Source organism: Vibrio cidicii, from assembly GCF_009665415.1.
In the GTDB taxonomy this organism is placed as follows: Bacteria; Pseudomonadota; Gammaproteobacteria; order Enterobacterales; family Vibrionaceae; genus Vibrio; species Vibrio cidicii.
The window spans coordinates 1,790,080-1,807,375 of sequence record NZ_CP035921.1; the positions used below are offsets into that span (position 1 = coordinate 1,790,080).

Consider the following 17,296-nt stretch of genomic DNA (forward strand, 5'->3'; position numbering starts at 1 on the left):
GCGCAAAGCTGGCAAAGCTCAATAAAGATACGTAGATTAGATTTCTCATAAATAGAACATAATCTTAGTTTCTTTACTAAGCCACAACGTCAGGACTCACTCGCGTATGCAGACTTTCTCTCTCTGGGCGGATGATCTCGAGCAGTTACAAGAACAGATACAAGGCTATGATTGGCAAGTCGATAGCCCCTATTTGATTCAGCTTTTTTCCGCTCAGTCAGCGTCGGTGACCGAAGCTTATGCCCGCGCTCTTCGCATGAAGTTGCCGCGTGCTGAAATCATCGGACACAGCACTCGCCACATGATCCATGCCGGTGAAATTCTTCATCATGGTTGCTTGATCGTCATTAGTCAGTTTACGCATACGCAACTTACCTCCGCCGTGCAACCCTATAGCGGTTCGCCCGATCTCGACAGCTACGATTTTCGTCATGCGCTCAATCTCAGCCCGGCCAGTTGCGCGGTGGTCAGTTTTGCCGTGCAAGTGCAGCGGGTCGACTATCCAATCTATAGCGCATTTCGCTGTGAAGAAGCTTGCCCGCCGGTGGCTGGCGGTTTGGCTCAGGCAACCGAAGATGGCTGCTGGGTGCTGCATCAAGAGAAGGTGTACCACAACGCAGCGGTGGCGGTCGCACTGCATGGCGACGCGCTGAAAGTATGGACGCACGCTTATTCGGAGTGGAACCCGGTCGGGATGTATCACAAGGTGACGGCGGCGCAAGGGCGACGATTGATCGCGCTGGGCAACAAGTCGGCCTATGACGTATACAAGCATTATCTGGCAGACAATCGCGACATCTCTTTGAATCAGCTCATCAACTTTCCGCTTTATCGTGAAGTGAACAACAAAAAGGAAGTGTGTTCGGTGTGCGATATCCACGCCGATGGCAGCATGACCTTTGACCGTGATTGGCAAGTGGGCGATGAGGTACGCTTTTGCTATAACCACCCCTCTTTGACGCTGGAGCAGTTAAAGCATGGCGTGATGGAGTTGGCGATGCATCAGCCCGAATCGGTGTTTATCTACAACTGTGCTTCGCGGCTTGATTTCATTGACGGTGCCGAAGAGGTGAGTGCCTTCAATGAACTGGCCACCACCAATGGCAGCTATTGCATGGGTGAGATATACAGTGAAGGTGCTTCGCTGGAGATTTTGCATCATAGCCTAACCTATTTGGCGCTGCGCGAAAGCGACGAAGTAACACGTTTTCACTTGCCCTCCAATGAGATAAGCAGCAGCATTTCACCGCTGTTCTGTTTGATCCGCAGCGCCATTGCTGATCTGGACAACATGAATGCGCATATGGAGTACCAGCTTGAGCGTCAGGCGATGCGTCTGCAAGAGAGCTATCGCCGCGATAGCCGTACTGGACTGCCCAATCGTACTGCGCTTAAAGAGTCCCTCAGTGATATTCAAGCGGACGAGCACCTCCTGACACTCAAGTTGCTCAATTTTAACCACATCAATGAGAAATACGGTTATCAAGTTGGTGATGAGCTGTTGCAGATGCTATCGGCTCACTTTACCACACGGCTGCGCAAACGCCTTGGCAAAGGGGCGAATCTGCGTATCTACAGCATTGGGGTGGGAGAGTGGGCGTTTGTCTTTCGTGCCGGGCTGTGCGGTGAAACCATCAAACAGCTTTTCACCCGATTTGCCGATCTGATCGAACAAACCAACTTTGAACCCTCTGGGCTTGAGCATGTGGATTATCTCTCCATTTCGCTCTGTGGCGGTTTGGCGAGTCGGCGTGACTTCCCCAATGCCAGTGGTGATGAGCTCTTGCTGAAAGCGATTGAAGCTCGTCGGGTTGGGGTGCGTAACAACACCCACATTTGTGACGCTAAAGAAGCGCAAGTCAGCGAAGAGGCACGCCGCGAGCAGCTCGGCTGGCTGGGTTGTGTCAGCCGCGCCATCTTGCAGCAAAACATCGTTACCTATGCGCAGCCGATTTTTCACGCCGATGGTAAAACGCCTTCGGCTAAAGAGTGTTTAGTGCGCATTGTGGAAGACGACGGGCGCATTGTGTTGCCGGGGCAGTTTCTGCCGATTATCACGGGCACTCATCTCTACACTCGTTTAAGCCGGCATATGATCCAAAGCACTCTCGACTACATGCAAGATAAGCAGGAGGCGTTTTCGATCAACTTGTCACCACAAGATTTGCTCAGTGACAGAACGCTCTTGTTGCTTGAAGCCTCGATCAACCAGCTCAACAATCCCAGCCGCATTGGTTTGGAAGTGCTGGAGTCGGAGCAAATTAAAGATTACGGGCGGATGATCGAAGTGTGTAGCCACTTTCGCCGCTTGGGGGCGCGCATCATCGTCGATGATTTTGGCTCTGGTTACTCCAATATTGACGAAATCATCAAGTTGGAACCGGAAATCATTAAGCTCGATGGCAGCTTGATCCGCAATATTGATCAAGATGAGAAGCAGCGCAAAATTGCTAACCAACTGGTGCGATTGTGCCAAGTGTTGAATGCAAAAACCGTGGCGGAATTTGTGCACAACCAGCAGGTTTGCCAGATAGTGCAGGACATGGGAGTGGATTACTTGCAGGGCTATTTCTTAGGTGAGCCGCAACGGCTGTTTTAAGGGCTTAAAGCCAACAGCAAGGCTGGCGGGCCTTGCTGTTGTGCTTTCCTCACTTGAGTGAGTGGCCACTTCGGTCTGCGTGGAAAACCTGCAAATAGTGTTGCAAAAACTGCTGCATCTGCTGCGCCTGTGCCAGCTCGCCACTTTGCGCTAAAAGTTCGGCGGCGATCTCCATAGTGCACAAATTGCCCGGCTGCTGGTTGCGGCGCAATTGGTAGGCCGATTCCGCTCGGCTATTGATGCTCAAACAAGGCAATTGTGCCAGCCATTCGCTCTTATTGAGCATTTTCCTCGCCTCCTGCCAAGTGCCATCCAAAATCACAAACACGCTTTGACGCTGCTGAGCCGCGCTGCTTTGCTGCACCTGAGGCAAGGTGTGCGCTTGTGGATGCGGGTAGAGCAACACAGGGAAGAGGGTCGGGTCTTCCACCAGCGTCTGCCACTGTGGTGGTGGCGTTTGACGCTGCCAAATCATCTGTTCGACCTTAATTCCAAACCAGTGCAACAGTTTGCCGCTGTTGCTCAAACGCGCGGGTTCATTTGGGTGCTGGAGCAAAACGAAACGCAGCGAGCTTTCTATCTGCGGAATGTCCCCACACACGCACTGGTGGAGAAAGCCGCAACGCGGGCAAGGTTGCGCCATCACAAACGCACCCCATCTCGCACTGGGCTGATGCCATCGGCAAACAGTTTGACGCCGCTTATCTGCGCCGCACTCGCCTCTGGTGCTAAGCTTGGGTTGAGTGGGTAGCTAAGGCCGTTGTATTGCATCCGGTGTTTGCCTGATGCTGCGCCGCCGCCGCCGCTTACCTCAAAAATCAGATCTTGCCAGCCAGAGCTGCGCTGCGTGCCAAGGTAGATAGGGCTGCGCACCAGCGTGATACGGCTGTTAAAGCGCCATTGGTCGGCGTGATTTTCAAAAATCAGTAAGGTACAACCGCCAGAGCCGCACCAGTCAAGCTGAGTAAGCAGCTCAGGATTACCATCGCCGTTCAGATCGTAGGTGAGCCAGCGATATTGGTTATTTTTCGGGTCGGTTTTGTGCAAGCGAAAGTACTCACGCACAGCACTGTCCACTTTAGCGTTGTAGTCGGCACTGGCGTTGATGTCGCCGCTGCTTGGTAGCGCCACTTGTTGCTCAGTGTCAGATTCGACAGAGACGTTTGAGGACACTTTCGCGGGGTAAAGTACCAGCCCACCTTGAGCAATAGGGTAAACCACGCTGCCGACCTTTTCTTGTTCCGCTTTGAGCTGTGAGCCCGTGCGAGTAAAAATGCGTTCGGTGATCAGTTTTTGCCCTTGGTGACGGGTCATCACCACTTGAATCTGATTGGGATTTAACTGCTGCCAGTAGCCATGCTCTAAAAGCGGGCGCTCTTGATCGGCGTAGAGATAGCGGGTTTGCGCGCTATGGTCGGCCTTCAACTCCAGATGGACAGAAAATCCGGCCGATTGGGTTGAGGTCGCCGTGTATAGGCCGCTCCAGTTGGCTGTGGCATCGAGGTTGGAAGTGGTCGCGCAGCCATTAAAGGTGGTTTTGTCCTGTGTGAGGGTGGCTTTCCAGCCATACAAGGCGTTGTTTTTTGCATCGCGGCACAGGTTTTCGGTCAGTAACAGGCGGCCTGAACTCAGTTGATAGTCGCGTTTACGTGGGCTCAACTGGCTGCGTTCAATGTCGAGTACCCGAGTCGGCGTGCCTGCTTGCGTGAACGTCAGGTTGTCGCGGTTAAAACTCAGCGACCAATCGGGCTGGTTGCCAAACGCTCGGGTAGGACGTTTGGCTTGGTCACACTGCTGCTGGCGAGTGGCATCGACGTAGTTGATTTGTTCCACCACAAAACGAGCATCGTACTCGGCGGCAAAGCCTTCAGAGGTAGTGCTTTCCAGATGGCCGATGAATTCACCATACAGAGTTTGATAAGGCGTCTGATTGAGAGACTTCACTTGCTGGCGCTGCTGCGCCGAGAGCTGTAGCCAATATTGCTGGTTGCTACCACACGGCGTGAGGTATTGCGTCTCGTGGCCCACCACCGCAGTGCCAGACAAAAGAAAAGGCTGCGCCACCACGCTCTCGGGCTTGTTTAAACTGGCCTCAGGGGGCGGGGCAGATTTTATAGCGACGTTATCAGAGCTGGAACAGGCTTGCAGTAGCATCAGCAGCGAGAGTGTGGCTGGGGTTTTCAGCGCCTTCATGGTATACCTTTTTGCGTATCGAAATCTGCTTGGACACCATTATGGCATATTGGTTGTTTAAAACTGAACCGGGCACCTTTACCATCGACACCTTGCGCGTACAAAACATCTCATGTTGGGAAGGAGTACGCAATTATCAAGCAAGAAACCTGGCCATCGCGGCGCTGAAAGAAAAGGGCAGGATAGACCTGCCCCAATGTGCGGTTTAGAGCAAGTGTTGCTGTAAGTAGTGGGCGACGGCATCGTCTGCATTGCTGCCGATCACTTCATTGTCAGGCAGTGCCCGTTTTACTTTCTCGTGTGAGGTTGCCATCACCAAACCTTTGCCCGCCATCGACAGCATTTCAACATCATTCATCCCGTCGCCAAACGCAACGCAGTTTTGCAAACCAAGACCCAGCGATTGCGCCACCACTTGTAATGCATCCCCTTTCGAGACCTCTTTGGCCATCACTTCCAAACACCAAGGGGTGGAAAAGGCGATGTTGAGCTTCTCACCAAAGGCGGCGCGCAGTTCGTTTTCAAACATCACCAAATGCTCGTGGTCTTGCGCTGGGTGAGTGAAAAAAATCTTGGCAATGCCATCGGTAGGCGCTTGGTCAATGTCGAACAACTGGTAGGTAAAGCCCGAATCTTCGTGGAAGTGACGCAGCGTCTCATCGTCTCGATCCATCAACCAACGATCATCTTGGTAGATGTGCACAAACAGCATCGGATCGTTTTTGACGATATCGATGATCGGTTGCACCAGCTCGGCAGGCACGTTGTTGCTGTACATTAATTGGTCTTGTTGATCGTGCACGCGCGCGCCGTTTGAGGTGATCATGTACGCAGGAATGCCCGTCTGGGCACGAATGCCCGCCACATCCACGTGGTGGCGACCAGTGGCAAAAACGAACGTGTAGCCTTGGTCGTGCAGGGCTTTCAGCGTCTGTTTGGAAAACTCGCTCAACTGGTGGTTGGGGGCCAGTAAGGTGCCGTCTAAATCAGAAGCGACAATTTTGGTGATCTCTCTACAAGGTAAGCGCGTAGTCATGAAACTCTCTTATATCAGCAAAGGCGAAGGAAATAGGGCCAATCCACCAGCGCAGAGCGTGCGATACAGGATTGGGTGTTGCACAGGGCGTGGTCAACCCAGCGGTCAACGAGCCCGTGCAACAAGGGGGAATGGCCACAGTGTAGGGGAAAATACGGAAGAAAAAGAGGGTAAATCCTGTTTTGTTCCTTTCCTCTTTATGCTCTGCGCCGTATACATCGGTTGGTTTTATTGCAGAAAGTGAAACAGCGCATCTAACGCCTGATTACGATACTGATCTTGTTCAAACAGCAGTTCATGTTGCGCGCCGTCAATGGTGATCATTTGGCTGTTCTTATTGGTTTTGCAGAGCTTTTTATAGAACTGATTCTGCGCCTGATTACTGACGATACGATCATTACCCGCTTGCAGCAGTAACACCGGGATCTTGAGCTGGCGAGTCATTTGTAGACACTGTTTGGTTGCCATTAATCCCTGCCAAACCCAGCGCGTGCTCGGTCCGCCGACTTGCAGCTCCGGTTTGTCAGTATAGAGTTGGCGAAACCAGTGGTAACGCGCTTTACTTTGGCTGAGCGGGTTATCTTCAAATGGTTTGGCGTAATAAGGCTGGTGGCCGGGCGCGTAAGTAGGTGTGGGATATACTGCGGTGAGGATCTGGCTGACGGCGATAGCGACTGGGCTGAGATACCACGGCAGGTTGATGCCAAACATGGGTGCACTGAGCACCAATTTATCAAACGGATGGTGTGGGTACGTTTGTAGGTAGCGAGTGGCGATAGCGCCGCCCATCGAGTGCGAGACCAAATGGCGTTGCTGATAGCCTTCCAGCGCAAAATGTTGCACAACGCTGGCGAGATCGCGCACATAATCATCGAACTCATACACATGGCCGATATCCGAATCTTGCACTAGGCGATCCGACAAACCTTGGCCGCGATGATCGTAACTGTAGACGTCATAGCCTTGGCGATAGAAATCGAACAGCAACTCCTGATATTTCCACGATGACTCAATGCGGCCATTCACCAGTAGCACCGCTTTGCTGTGCTTTCGGTCGGTCAGTTTGCACCAGTACAATTTGGTTTTGTCGCTGCTCTTGAAATACCCCTCTTGGCGCTGCTGCCACAGGGCAGCAATCGGACCAGCTATTGCTTGCTCAAACAAGTTCTCTTGAGTATAAGAGGGAAGAGAAGGGTTATTAACCATTAACAAACTACCTGAATGCGACGTTTCTAGCCGAGTATGATCAGAGAATTAGCGGAGAATTGCAATGGATACACATGTCTGGCTCGCCTATGTCCTTACGGCGATCGTGTTCAGCCTCGCCCCGGGCTCTGGCACGGTGAACTCGATCAGCAACGGGATTAGCTACGGTACGCGCAAATCTCTTGCTGCTATTGCTGGTCTGCAAATTGGCTTGTCGATCCACATTATTCTTGTTGGAGCGGGTATTGGTGCGCTGGTTGCGCAGTCGGCCACCGCGTTTACCGTGATTAAGTGGGTAGGAGCTATTTATCTGGTTTGGCTTGGTCTTCAAAAATGGCGTGATACTTCTGGGCTAGCCACCGTGCAGCAGCAAGGGACCGTTTCTTCGCGGTCATTGCTGCATAAAGCGGTGTTGGTCAATTTGACCAATCCGAAATCGATTGTCTTTTTGGTCGCGCTGTTTCCCCAGTTCATCGACCCGAGCCGAGATCAGGTGACGCAGCTTGCTGTGCTTGGCCTGACAACGGTCGTGATCGATTCACTGGTGATGCTCGGTTATACCTCGCTGGCGGCGCAAATGGGGCGTTTTATTCGCTCTGAGCGGGTGATGGGCAAAATAAACAAACTATTTGGTTCAATGTTTATGGGTTGTGGTGCATTATTAGCGGCAGCAAAAACATAATTAAAATCAATCAGTGCTAGCAAAAGAATTTATAAGCAGATGAAATCCACTTACGTCGCGCGGCAACCTATTTTTAATCGCAAAAAGCATACTTTGGGGTATGAACTGCTGTTTCGTGATGGCGAAAGTAACGCCTACCCAACGCATATTGCTTCGAACCGCGCGACCTATCGTCTGATTGTGGAGAATTTTCTCTCCATCGGTATCAATCCGCTGATCCAATCCTCACGCTGTTTTATCAATTTCCCTTACCAAAGCTTGATTCGTCGTTTGCCACTGAGTTTGCCCAAAAACAAAGTGGTGGTGGAAGTGTTGGAAACCTGCGAGCCGACCGACGAACTGCTTGAAGCGATTCGCGAACTGCACCGTGAAGGCTATGTGATCGCGCTTGATGATTTTACCTTGATGCCGGAATGGCGCCGTTTTCTGCCTTTTGTACATATTGTCAAACTGGATGTAATGGCGCTGGGGCTCGACAATGCCTGCGAGCTGGTGCGTGAGCATCAAGCGCGTCGGGTGAAGTACCATTTCTTAGCGGAAAAAATCGAAAGCGCGCAGGAGTTTGAGCAGGCCAAAGAGGCGGGCTTTAAGTTCTTTCAGGGCTATTTTTTCAGTAAACCTGAGATGATCGAAACCAAGTACGTCAGCCCAGAGCACGCGGTGGCGTTGGAGCTGTTTCGCGAAGTGTGCCAACTGGAGCCGGATTTCGATCGGATTGAAAAGATCATCAGCCAAGATGTCACACTCTCCTACAAGCTGCTGAAATTCGTCAACACCCAGTCGACCCGCTTGGAAGTGAAGATTGCCTCATTTCGCCAAGCGCTGATTTATCTTGGCCAAGACAAGCTGAAAATATTTGTCTCCTTAGTGGTTGCTTCGTACATTTCGGCCCGCAAGCCACGTGAGCTGTATAACCTTTCTCTGCAGCGTGCTCAGTTTTGTGAGTTGATGTCGCGTCGCCACCCATTCAGTCGTCATCACGAACAAGGTTTTATGATCGGTTTGCTGTCGATTTTGGATGCAATGATGGATCTCTCTGTCGACACGCTGGTGGGGAGTCTGCCGCTCAGTGATGTGGTGAAACAAGCGCTGCTGCATCGTGAGGGCGCTTATGGAGACCTCATCGCATTAGAAGAGTGTTTCGAGCAAGCCGACTGGAGTGGCATTGAACAGATCTCCGATAAACTGGGGTTGTCGATGGACGAGGTCAAATACGAGTTGATTGAAGCGCAGCGCTGGTCGCAGGAGCTATCTCAGATATAGCCGCCAACCTTCGCTGAGTTCTGACCAAAAGCTGACTCGTTCGCTGAACTTGTCAGCTTTTTTCTTGCTATATTTTCGCTGCGAAAACAATCAAGGAAAAAGTGATGCGCGAAAGAGTGCTGTTTTTTGATCTACTCCGCTGTGTTGCGGCCGTGGCGGTGATTGCCATCCATGTCTTGGCGCCTTACCGCGAGCTATTGGGTACCATCCCGTTTTCACATTGGGCGACGGCGGTCAGTATCAACAGTGTAACCCGCTGGGCGGTGCCGGTGTTTATTTTGATTACCGGCGCCTTGATGCTCAGTGATACTCGCCCTTTTGCTGCGTCTTACTACATCAAACGCCGTTTGGGGAAAGTGCTGTTGCCCTTCGTGGTTTGGTCGCTGTTTTATGCCTATCTCAGCGGTTGGAGCGCCAGCGGTTTTGACGCGCAGCAGGTTCAGGACGTATTGGCGCACAGCCCCCAGCATGCGACCTATTACCACCTTGGCTTTTTCTACTACTTTATTCCCCTTTACGTTCTTATCCCTATTTTCCACTGGTTGGTCATGCAGGGACAAGATCGCGTATTGTATGCTTACACCAGTGTGTGGCTGATCACGACCGCACTCTATTTGCTTGGCATCGATGGCATTTGGAGCCATGAACTTTGGCTGTACTCCGGCTACTTACCACTGGGTTATCTGCTGTTTCATCGTTTTCCGGACACGGGGAAAACGGTGCTGTGGGTCAGCTTACTTGGCTTGGTCGCCCTCGCACTGACGGTGACGATGTTGATTTCCAATAGTCTTGAAGCGGGTCAGTACAGCGTCGGACGTTGGCTGTCGTATAAGACGCTCAATGTGGTGTTGGCAGCGACGATGGTGTTCGCCTTGTGTCGTTATGTCGCGGCCAAGTTACCCAGCGGTTGGTGGCGCACAATTGGTTTGGTGAGCCGTCACAGTTTGGGGATCTACCTGCTACATCCGATTTTCCTCTGGCCGATGAAAGCATTCGGCTGGCATCAGGGAAATCCTGCGTGGGTGATCCCGCTATGGATTGTATTGAGTGGGGCGGGCGCTTTGGCGCTCAGTTATCTCTTTTCTCTTTCCGCGAAAACGCGCTGGTTGTTACCTTAGTTTTTGTCGCGTTGCAGGGCAAAGTGAAGAAATTTATCGCCTTGATAAGTTAGCATCCCTTTGTCTCCGGGATTGAGGGCGTGGTAGTAGTGAATACCTACTTGAAATTCTCGTTTTGGCCCGAATGCGCCCCGTTGCACGTAGATCCAGTACTCTTGGTCCTCTTCTTCGGGCTTGGCGTCAGTGATGGGAATCACCTGCTTATCCAGCACAGTGACTTGCACACTCTGCTCAGGTGCATCTCTACCTTGAATGTGTTTATGGAAAAAATGGATAAACAGCCAAGCGCCAAGAGCAATGAGCGCGATGAGCGCCAGAAACAGAGAAACAGGCATGATAACCTCCAGAGTAATGGGAGCTTTATTCTACCGAACTCCCTGAATTATCAGCGTTTGAGTGTGGCTGATTCGTGATCTGATGAAAAAGGCATAACAAAAACTCGGCGTACTTCACGTTTTATGCTCGATGGCGTCGACCAAGCGAGGAAAAATAGTCAAAGCTGGCTCGAAAAGTGGATGGTTTTCTAGCAGAATCTTTTTAAAGCAAACACCTCGATAAGGAGGGCACGATGTCAGACATTGAAAACGTAGTTACTCGTACCCGAAGGTTGGAAACATTGCTGCGTAACCAATACCATGCGCAAGGCAAGGGGTTACATCAGTTGATCACCAGCTGTGAAGAGCGATTGCCGCATGATGTGATCGCCAAACTGCGCTTCATTGCCACAATCAGGAATAAAGTGGTGCATGAAGATCAATATCAATTGGATGATAAACAAGGCTTTTTCTCCGCCTGTGATGAGTGTGAGCGAGAGCTGACACCGCGTAGCGGTCGGTTTATTTGGCGCGTTGCTATCCTATTGATGTTGCTGATAACGGCTGGTGCGGTGGCTTTTTACTACGCCAATTGGGAGGTGCTCAGTCAGCACCTGAAATAAGAAGTAAATAGAATAAAAAACGGGATGCATCAGCATCCCGTTTTTTTTGGAAATCAATCTTAGTACATCATGGGTAGCGTCATTAGCCCAACGATAACTGCGATCATTACCAGTCCTTGTTTTTGAGAAGAAGACATCACAATACTACCTCCAGACTTTTGTTGATGAACTTTATGTAATCAATATAGCATCCTTTTCTTTCGTTGATCAAGTATCTGACGTTAATCTTGCAAAAAAATAACTTTAGTCGCCTATATATGGCGATTTTTATTAATAAAACAGTGTTTTTTGATTGGTTTATTGTTGTTCTTAGTCGCCGTTTATGTGCTTTTTGTTTTTTAAGTTTATGTAATTTAAGGAATAATAATTTGGTTGATGTTGGTCAATTTTCATTTGGCTTTGTTTGTTGGCTTTGGCTTGGTATCTGGATTTTTGTTGGGTTGTTACTATGTTTATTTCTTTCGATTGCGATGCTCTTAAAAGTCAATCACTTTTGATGGTGGCTTTTATCACTATTTGAGAATTTTCTTGTTAAGAATGATAGTTAAGACAGTTTACGATGAATTTTCTTGGTCTTTGATTAATTTTTTATGATTAACACTATGAAATGATTGATTATATTTCGTATTGATTACTATTTTATTAAGTGAAAAATGTGATTTTTATTCATTTTTACTTTCTCTATTGGTATGGCTGGTCTGGCCACGATGCGGTAACGTTTGCTTTTCTGATTTTTTCTACGGATTGCTTGGCATTCTGGTTGCGGATTGCAACGCTAAAGGTTTTTCTTCGCCCAGCGGAATAAACAGATTCCTTTGCCCTTGCGTTTTACCAGTAGGTCGTTATTCGCTATCAAGATCCAACTTTCGTGGTTTACTGCTTTACATACAGTTTCTGCTACCTAGACTAGCCGCGTTAAAAGTGAAAGGGTAATGCAGATGTGGAGTTGGCTGGCTATAGGCTTATCAGGAGTGACATCCGTATTGGGTGCGCGTCAATCGAGCCGGACTCAGACCTTGGTGTTTAAAGTGTTAACTTTGGCACTGCTCTGCGTTTTAGTCGTCACTCAAGGGCCGAAGCAGGGATACACCTACTGGGTTGCCGCTGGCCTTATGATTTCTATCGTTGCCGATGTGTTACATACCCTACGCGCCAGAAAAACCTTTTACTTTACTGGTTTTCTAGTGGCGCAACTTTGCTATAGCAAATCGTTCTGGGTGCAACTCAATGGCGAGATTGTCTGGTGGTTGCTTGCCCTGTTGCTGGCGGCCAGTATCGTTGCCTTCTTTTTGCTGCTACCTCAACTCGATTCTCTGGTCTTTCCCGTGGTCATCATGGGGATAATGTTGGTGCAAATGGCATGGGCGGCTGGGGAAGTGTGGCTGCAAAGTGCTTCGCTGGCCAATGCGGTAGGTTTTGGTGGTGCGTTGGTGATGATCTACTCGGCACTGGCTTATGCTATTCACGGCTATCGCAAGCCGATGAAGCGCGCCTATGTTTGGGTGTCGGGCAGCTACTTTCTTGCCCATGCACTGATCGTCGCTTCTATTATCTACTAGCGCCTCTCTGCTCGTTGAGTTCATCGTCAAGCCAGTATTGTACTGCTATACTGGCGCCATTGTTGTACTTCGAGATCTCTGATGGACATTCTTGCCGCAGCCACCATGCTGTTTCTGATTATGGACCCTTTGGGCAATTTGCCGATTGTCTTGTCCATTTTAAAACATATCGATCCTAAAAGACGCCGTAAGGTACTGATTCGAGAGTTACTCTTCGCTCTGATGATCCTGATGCTCTTTCTTTTTGCCGGGCAGAGTATTCTCAATTTTCTCCATGTCGAACCGGAAACGCTGAGCATTTCAGGCGGAATCATCTTATTCATCATCGCGATTAAAATGATTTTCCCCAGTGCAGGCAGTATCACCGGACTTGCGGCAGGTAAAGAGCCCTTCATTGTGCCGATGGCCATCCCGATGATCGCTGGACCGTCGGTGATTGCTGCGCTCTTGCTGTTGTCTACTCAGCATCCGAACAATTTGGCGGAACTGTCGGCGGCGGTTGCCTTGGCGTGGTTTGCCACCTTTATCATTTTGATGTTCTACGGTTTCTTCCATCGCATTCTCGGTGAACGCGGCCTTAAAGCGGTGGAGCGTTTGATGGGGCTGCTGCTGGTGATGATTTCCACCCAGATGTTTCTCAACGGGGTCAAGAGTTACATGGGAATGTAAATGGAATAAAAAATGCCGCTGACATTCAGCGGCATTTTTTTACATCATGTATTTACGGCGAATATCGAGCAGGGCGAAGATGCCAAACAGCAAAATCGAATATTTGTCCCAGCGAGTCATAGCGATTTTGTCGCCAAATGCGCCAATAAAAATCGCCATTTGTAAGCCGTGCATAATGAACAGAAAGGCGGCCATGATGTACAGAACAATCGCCGCATTGCCCGGAAAGGGGGCGAAGATGTTGAAAATCAGAATAAACCAGACGAAGGCAATCGCGGCTTTGGCCAGCAGGAGCAACGCTTTCATGACAGAATCCTTTTACGATGGTTGTCGTTGGTAGAGACGGTAACTGACCTGACCGGCGGTTTTTTCACGGTGCAAGTGCCAGGTCGCGGGCAAGTTTTCTCCCTGCCACTCTTTTTCCGCCTCAATATAGATCATCGCATCCTCGACCAGCCAGCCATTTTGTTCCAAAAGTGTCACTGTTTCTTGCAGCAAGCCTTGGCGAAACGGTGGGTCAATAAACACCACGTGCTGCGGTGTGCCTTGCTGCTTAAGGAATTGCAACGCATCACCGCTGACCAACTGGATATTATTGGCTTTGACTGCCGTGACATTTTGTTGCAATTGGGCAAACGCTTTAGGGTTGAGTTCCACCATGGTCACAAGCTTTGCCTGGCGTGAGGCCGCTTCAAACCCGAGCCCGCCGGAGCCAGCAAACAGATCCAAACAATGCGCGTGTGGGATCTCTTGCGCTAGCCAGTTGAACAGTGTCTCTTTGACCCGATCGGTGGTTGGCCGCAGGCCCTCAGCGTCGTGTACCGGCAGTTTTCGGCCTCGCCATAAGCCACTGATGATGCGCACACAGCCAACGGATGGCTTATTTTGTGATGTGTTTTGCTGGTGACGTCTTACCATAGATTTTTTGACCGCTAATTAAGTGTTACTATAGCCAATCCTCCAGGCGCAGCGCCTGGATAGAGCCCAGAGTTTCATTGTGACAGAGTGTACCACTATTCCGCTGAGAAAAACGGAATAGCCCAGAGTGCACTGGTTGAAGAGTTCACTTTTCTTTGTGCCTTGTGCTGGAGAAAAGCAGAGAGTCAGTAAAAATCAGGATATCTCCCGATGACGGAAAAGAAAAAGCGCGGATTATTATCATGGCTTGGTTTTGGTGAAGAAGAGCAAACCAAAGCAACGCAACACCAAGCCACTCCATCTCAATCCGCTGAAGAACAAGAACCGCAGTTAGTTGAAGAAAGTCTAAGCGATTCGCAGCCAGCCGAGCGTGTCGCGGAGAGCGCAGAAAGCCCAGAAAGTACACTTGCGATGCCGCAAGAAGAGAGCGAAGCGCTTTCTAGCGCTGACCCTGAACCTGTTGTGGAGCGCGTGCAAGAGCAGGAAAAACCCAGTGAGAGTTTTTTTGCCCGTTTAAAGCGCAGCCTGAGCCGTACCAAAGCCAATATCGGCGCTGGCTTCTTTGGCCTGTTCAAAGGCAAAAAAATCGATGATGAGCTGTTTGAAGAGCTCGAAGAGCAACTCTTGATTGCTGATGTGGGCATGGAGACTACGCTCAAAATCATTGAAAACCTGACCGAAAAAGCATCGCGCAGTGACTTGCGTGACGGTGAAGCGCTGTATGGTTTACTTAAAGAAGAGATGGCCGAGATCCTTGCCAAGGTGGAGCAGCCATTGCACATCGACAGCAGCAAAACCCCTTACGTGATCCTGATGGTTGGCGTCAACGGAGTAGGTAAAACCACCACGATTGGTAAGCTCGCGAAACAGTTCCAAAGCCAAGGTAAAAAGGTGATGTTGGCCGCTGGCGATACTTTCCGCGCCGCGGCGGTAGAACAGTTGCAAGTGTGGGGCGAGCGAAACAATGTGCCTGTGATTGCTCAGCACACCGGAGCCGACAGCGCCTCAGTGATTTACGATGCGATCGAAGCGGCGAAAGCGCGTGGGGTCGATGTGGTGATCGCCGATACTGCAGGCCGTTTACAGAACAAGAGCAATTTGATGGAAGAGCTACGTAAAATTGTTCGCGTGATGAAGAAAATTGATGAGTCCGCGCCGCATGAGATCATGCTGACACTGGACGCAGGCACGGGTCAAAATGCGATCAGTCAGGCCAAATTGTTCAGCGATGTGGCGCCCATTACGGGCATTACATTAACCAAACTCGATGGCACGGCCAAAGGTGGGGTAATTTTTGCCATCGCCGACCAGTTTAGCATCCCTATTCGCTATATCGGGGTGGGTGAAGGCATTGAAGACTTGCGACCATTCCAGACGCAAGAATTCATCGACGCCCTGTTTAGCCGCGAAGAGTAAAATCAACAGAGGGATAAGTGGTGATCCGATTTCAGCAGGTGAGCAAAGCGTACCGTGGTGGCCGCCAGGCACTGCAAAAGGTCGATTTTCATTTACGTCGTGGAGAAATGGCTTTTCTGGGCGGACATTCCGGAGCGGGTAAAAGTACCTTGCTTAAGCTGATTTGCGCCATTGAAAGGCCAACCGACGGGCGCATTAGTTTCAATGGCCACGACATCACACGTATCCCGAATCGCGATATTCCGTTTTTGCGCCGTAACATCGGCATTGTCTTTCAAGATCACCGTTTATTGATGGACCGCAGTGTCTACGACAACGTGGCGTTGCCGATGCGCATTGAGTCCATTTCTGAACTGGAGATCAAACGACGTGTCTCGGCGGCGCTAGACAAAACCGATTTATTGGACAAAGCGCGATGTTTGCCGAGCCAGCTTTCCGGTGGGGAGCAGCAACGTGTCGGTATCGCCCGCGCGGTGGTGAATCGACCAACCTTGCTGCTGGCCGATGAACCGACGGGGAACTTAGATCCGGAGTTGTCCAACCGCGTCGTGCGTCTGTTTGAAGAGTTTAATCGCGCTGGCGTCACCATTTTGCTCGCTACCCACGACATCAGCTTGGTTAACTCGCGCCCTCAATATCGTCACTTTGAGCTCAATCAAGGCTTTCTTAGCGAGGTAGAAGATTATGGCCGCGAATAAACGCATACAAAAGTCTTCCCCCAAAGCCAAAAGCAATCGACCGAAAACCGACAGCTTTTTTGCCATTCACCTGAAGCAGGCGAAAGCGTCACTAAGCGCAATTTGGCAGCGCCCTTTGGGCAATCTGTTGACGTTAGCAGTGATCTCCGTAGCGCTTTCCATGCCCGCGTGTCTTTATCTGCTCGGTAAAAACATAGCAGGGGCGACATCGCATGTGACCTCTCCTGCTCAAGTTAGTGCTTACTTGCGTCAAGGTGTTCCAGAAGCGAGAGTGATGATTCTCAAAGATGAGTTGGAAGCGCAAGAGGATGTCGGCAAAGTGGAATACATTTCGCCGCAGCAAGGATTGGCCGATTTAAGTCAATACTCCGGTTTTGAGCAGGCACTAAGCTTGCTCGATAACTATGCTTTGCCTGGGGTATTAGTGATCACGCCCAGTAGCGAAGAGCAGGTGGCGGTCAAACGCTTAGCACAAATTGTCGCTGCCAGCGACGATGTGACCGATGTGCGTTTAGATGAAGATTGGCTCACCCGTCTCGATGCGATAAAAACACTGGCGAGCATCATTGTCATTACCCTGACACTTCTGATGCTCGGTGCGGTATTTTTGATTGTCGGCAATACGCTGCGTTTTAATGTACTTGCCAACAAAGAAGAGATCCAAACCATGAAATTGATTGGTGCGACCGATGGATTTATCCTCCGTCCGTATCTGTATTCCGGTATGTGGTTTGGTTTATTGGGCAGTGTGATTGCCTGGATTTTAACCGCGTTGATTACTATTCTGCTTAACGGCGCGGTGGAAGATTTGGCCACCTTGTACGACAGCCAGTTTCGTTTGATCGGTCTCAGTTGGGATGAATCCTTGCTGCTGCTGATGACCGGAACCTTTCTTGGCTGTGTCGCGGCGAGATTTTCCGCACAGCGACATTTAAAAGAAATTGAACCAGTTTAAGTGATGCTGGTCTTATATTCGGTGCTCATCCTGACAAGAAAAATCGA

17 protein-coding genes and 1 pseudogene are annotated in these 17,296 nt (G+C 50.2%); 11 read left to right on the forward strand and 7 right to left on the reverse strand.

Features of this window, described 5'->3' with window-relative positions:
• The first annotated feature begins 106 nt into the window (after positions 1 to 106).
• Positions 107 to 2,599 (forward strand): bifunctional diguanylate cyclase/phosphodiesterase, encoded by a 2,493-nt coding sequence (locus EWA64_RS09180; protein ID WP_061893543.1) that lies wholly within the window; start codon positions 107 to 109, stop codon positions 2,597 to 2,599.
• A gap of 49 nt (positions 2,600 to 2,648) precedes the next feature.
• Here the strand turns inward: EWA64_RS09180 and EWA64_RS09185 are convergent, their stop codons facing one another.
• Positions 2,649 to 3,242 (reverse strand): tRNA-uridine aminocarboxypropyltransferase, encoded by a 594-nt coding sequence (locus EWA64_RS09185; protein ID WP_061893544.1) that lies wholly within the window; start codon positions 3,240 to 3,242, stop codon positions 2,649 to 2,651.
• The gene (locus EWA64_RS09190) at positions 3,242 to 4,792 is read right to left on the reverse strand and encodes a COG3650 family protein (protein WP_061893545.1); all 1,551 of its coding nucleotides are present in this window, start codon (positions 4,790 to 4,792) and stop codon (positions 3,242 to 3,244) included. The genes EWA64_RS09185 and EWA64_RS09190 overlap by 1 nt, the downstream gene beginning before the upstream one ends.
• A gap of 41 nt (positions 4,793 to 4,833) precedes the next feature.
• On the opposite strand from EWA64_RS09190, the pseudogene EWA64_RS09195 reads away from it, so the two are divergent.
• Positions 4,834 to 4,944, forward strand: a pseudogene (locus EWA64_RS09195) (EVE domain-containing protein); the annotation flags it as partial.
• Positions 4,945 to 4,997: 53 nt separating this feature from the next.
• On the opposite strand, the gene EWA64_RS09200 reads toward EWA64_RS09195, so the two are convergent.
• Entirely contained in the window at positions 4,998 to 5,828 is an 831-nt protein-coding gene (locus tag EWA64_RS09200) for a Cof-type HAD-IIB family hydrolase (protein ID WP_061893547.1), read from the reverse strand.
• A gap of 228 nt (positions 5,829 to 6,056) precedes the next feature.
• Positions 6,057 to 7,034, reverse strand: a complete 978-nt coding sequence (locus EWA64_RS09205) for an alpha/beta fold hydrolase (RefSeq protein ID WP_061893548.1) — start codon at positions 7,032 to 7,034, stop codon at positions 6,057 to 6,059.
• Positions 7,035 to 7,098: 64 nt separating this feature from the next.
• On the opposite strand from EWA64_RS09205, the gene rhtB reads away from it, so the two are divergent.
• The 3 genes from rhtB to EWA64_RS09220 all read left to right on the forward strand — a co-directional run bounded on the left by rhtB (position 7,099) and on the right by EWA64_RS09220 (position 10,097).
• Positions 7,099 to 7,716, forward strand: coding sequence for a homoserine/homoserine lactone efflux protein (gene rhtB, locus EWA64_RS09210; RefSeq protein ID WP_061893549.1), 618 nt, complete (start codon positions 7,099 to 7,101; stop codon positions 7,714 to 7,716).
• Between the two features lie 39 nt (positions 7,717 to 7,755).
• Positions 7,756 to 8,979, forward strand: a complete 1,224-nt coding sequence (locus EWA64_RS09215; protein ID WP_061893550.1) for an EAL and HDOD domain-containing protein — start codon at positions 7,756 to 7,758, stop codon at positions 8,977 to 8,979.
• A 104-nt stretch (positions 8,980 to 9,083) separates the two neighbouring features.
• Positions 9,084 to 10,097, forward strand: a complete 1,014-nt coding sequence (locus tag EWA64_RS09220; protein WP_061893551.1) for an acyltransferase — start codon at positions 9,084 to 9,086, stop codon at positions 10,095 to 10,097.
• Here the strand turns inward: EWA64_RS09220 and EWA64_RS09225 are convergent.
• Positions 10,094 to 10,432 carry a DUF2500 domain-containing protein gene (locus EWA64_RS09225; RefSeq protein ID WP_061893552.1) on the reverse strand — a complete coding sequence of 113 codons (339 nt, stop codon included), beginning with the start codon at positions 10,430 to 10,432 and terminating at the stop codon, positions 10,094 to 10,096. The genes EWA64_RS09220 and EWA64_RS09225 overlap by 4 nt on opposite strands.
• A gap of 233 nt (positions 10,433 to 10,665) precedes the next feature.
• Between EWA64_RS09225 and EWA64_RS09230 the strand changes: the two genes are divergently transcribed.
• The 3 genes from EWA64_RS09230 to EWA64_RS09240 all read left to right on the forward strand — a co-directional run bounded on the left by EWA64_RS09230 (position 10,666) and on the right by EWA64_RS09240 (position 13,262).
• Positions 10,666 to 11,034 (forward strand): hypothetical protein, encoded by a 369-nt coding sequence (locus tag EWA64_RS09230; RefSeq protein ID WP_061893553.1) that lies wholly within the window; start codon positions 10,666 to 10,668, stop codon positions 11,032 to 11,034.
• A 938-nt stretch (positions 11,035 to 11,972) separates the two neighbouring features.
• The gene (locus EWA64_RS09235) at positions 11,973 to 12,593 is read left to right on the forward strand and encodes a lysoplasmalogenase (RefSeq protein ID WP_039439437.1); all 621 of its coding nucleotides are present in this window, start codon (positions 11,973 to 11,975) and stop codon (positions 12,591 to 12,593) included.
• Between the two features lie 81 nt (positions 12,594 to 12,674).
• Positions 12,675 to 13,262: a YhgN family NAAT transporter gene (locus EWA64_RS09240; RefSeq protein WP_061893554.1), complete on the forward strand. Its 588-nt coding sequence runs from the start codon at positions 12,675 to 12,677 to the stop codon at positions 13,260 to 13,262.
• Positions 13,263 to 13,301: 39 nt separating this feature from the next.
• Here EWA64_RS09240 and EWA64_RS09245 read toward each other — a convergent pair whose 3' ends face one another.
• Together EWA64_RS09245 and rsmD are read right to left on the reverse strand one after the other, a co-directional pair.
• On the reverse strand, positions 13,302 to 13,568 hold the full coding sequence (locus EWA64_RS09245) for a DUF1145 domain-containing protein (RefSeq protein WP_039422115.1): 267 nt from the start codon (positions 13,566 to 13,568) through the stop codon (positions 13,302 to 13,304).
• A gap of 12 nt (positions 13,569 to 13,580) precedes the next feature.
• The gene (gene rsmD, locus EWA64_RS09250) at positions 13,581 to 14,180 is read right to left on the reverse strand and encodes a 16S rRNA (guanine(966)-N(2))-methyltransferase RsmD (protein WP_061893555.1); all 600 of its coding nucleotides are present in this window, start codon (positions 14,178 to 14,180) and stop codon (positions 13,581 to 13,583) included.
• Positions 14,181 to 14,390: 210 nt separating this feature from the next.
• Between rsmD and ftsY the strand changes: the two genes are divergently transcribed.
• Genes ftsY through ftsX form a run of 3 tightly spaced genes read left to right on the forward strand, consistent with a single transcriptional unit; the run spans position 14,391 to position 17,249 of the window.
• Complete coding sequence (gene ftsY / locus EWA64_RS09255; protein WP_061893556.1) at positions 14,391 to 15,596, forward strand: signal recognition particle-docking protein FtsY; 1,206 nt, start codon at positions 14,391 to 14,393, stop codon at positions 15,594 to 15,596.
• 20 nt (positions 15,597 to 15,616) lie between these two features.
• Complete coding sequence (gene ftsE / locus EWA64_RS09260; protein ID WP_061893606.1) at positions 15,617 to 16,294, forward strand: cell division ATP-binding protein FtsE; 678 nt, start codon at positions 15,617 to 15,619, stop codon at positions 16,292 to 16,294.
• Entirely contained in the window at positions 16,281 to 17,249 is a 969-nt protein-coding gene (ftsX, locus tag EWA64_RS09265) for a permease-like cell division protein FtsX (protein WP_061893557.1), read from the forward strand. Before ftsE ends, ftsX begins: the two co-directional genes overlap by 14 nt.
• Positions 17,250 to 17,296 lie beyond the last annotated feature (47 nt).

Coding starts and splice junctions, on each gene's coding strand:
- EWA64_RS09180 (WP_061893543.1), top strand. CDS start 107: ATGCAGACTTTCTCTCTCTGGGCGGATGATCTCGAGCAGTTACAAGAA.
- EWA64_RS09185 (WP_061893544.1), bottom strand. CDS start 3,242: ATGGCGCAACCTTGCCCGCGTTGCGGCTTTCTCCACCAGTGCGTGTGT.
- EWA64_RS09190 (WP_061893545.1), bottom strand. CDS start 4,792: ATGAAGGCGCTGAAAACCCCAGCCACACTCTCGCTGCTGATGCTACTG.
- EWA64_RS09200 (WP_061893547.1), bottom strand. CDS start 5,828: ATGACTACGCGCTTACCTTGTAGAGAGATCACCAAAATTGTCGCTTCT.
- EWA64_RS09205 (WP_061893548.1), bottom strand. CDS start 7,034: ATGGTTAATAACCCTTCTCTTCCCTCTTATACTCAAGAGAACTTGTTT.
- rhtB (WP_061893549.1), top strand. CDS start 7,099: ATGGATACACATGTCTGGCTCGCCTATGTCCTTACGGCGATCGTGTTC.
- EWA64_RS09215 (WP_061893550.1), top strand. CDS start 7,756: ATGAAATCCACTTACGTCGCGCGGCAACCTATTTTTAATCGCAAAAAG.
- EWA64_RS09220 (WP_061893551.1), top strand. CDS start 9,084: ATGCGCGAAAGAGTGCTGTTTTTTGATCTACTCCGCTGTGTTGCGGCC.
- EWA64_RS09225 (WP_061893552.1), bottom strand. CDS start 10,432: ATGCCTGTTTCTCTGTTTCTGGCGCTCATCGCGCTCATTGCTCTTGGC.
- EWA64_RS09230 (WP_061893553.1), top strand. CDS start 10,666: ATGTCAGACATTGAAAACGTAGTTACTCGTACCCGAAGGTTGGAAACA.
- EWA64_RS09235 (WP_039439437.1), top strand. CDS start 11,973: ATGTGGAGTTGGCTGGCTATAGGCTTATCAGGAGTGACATCCGTATTG.
- EWA64_RS09240 (WP_061893554.1), top strand. CDS start 12,675: ATGGACATTCTTGCCGCAGCCACCATGCTGTTTCTGATTATGGACCCT.
- EWA64_RS09245 (WP_039422115.1), bottom strand. CDS start 13,568: ATGAAAGCGTTGCTCCTGCTGGCCAAAGCCGCGATTGCCTTCGTCTGG.
- rsmD (WP_061893555.1), bottom strand. CDS start 14,180: ATGGTAAGACGTCACCAGCAAAACACATCACAAAATAAGCCATCCGTT.
- ftsY (WP_061893556.1), top strand. CDS start 14,391: ATGACGGAAAAGAAAAAGCGCGGATTATTATCATGGCTTGGTTTTGGT.
- ftsX (WP_061893557.1), top strand. CDS start 16,281: ATGGCCGCGAATAAACGCATACAAAAGTCTTCCCCCAAAGCCAAAAGC.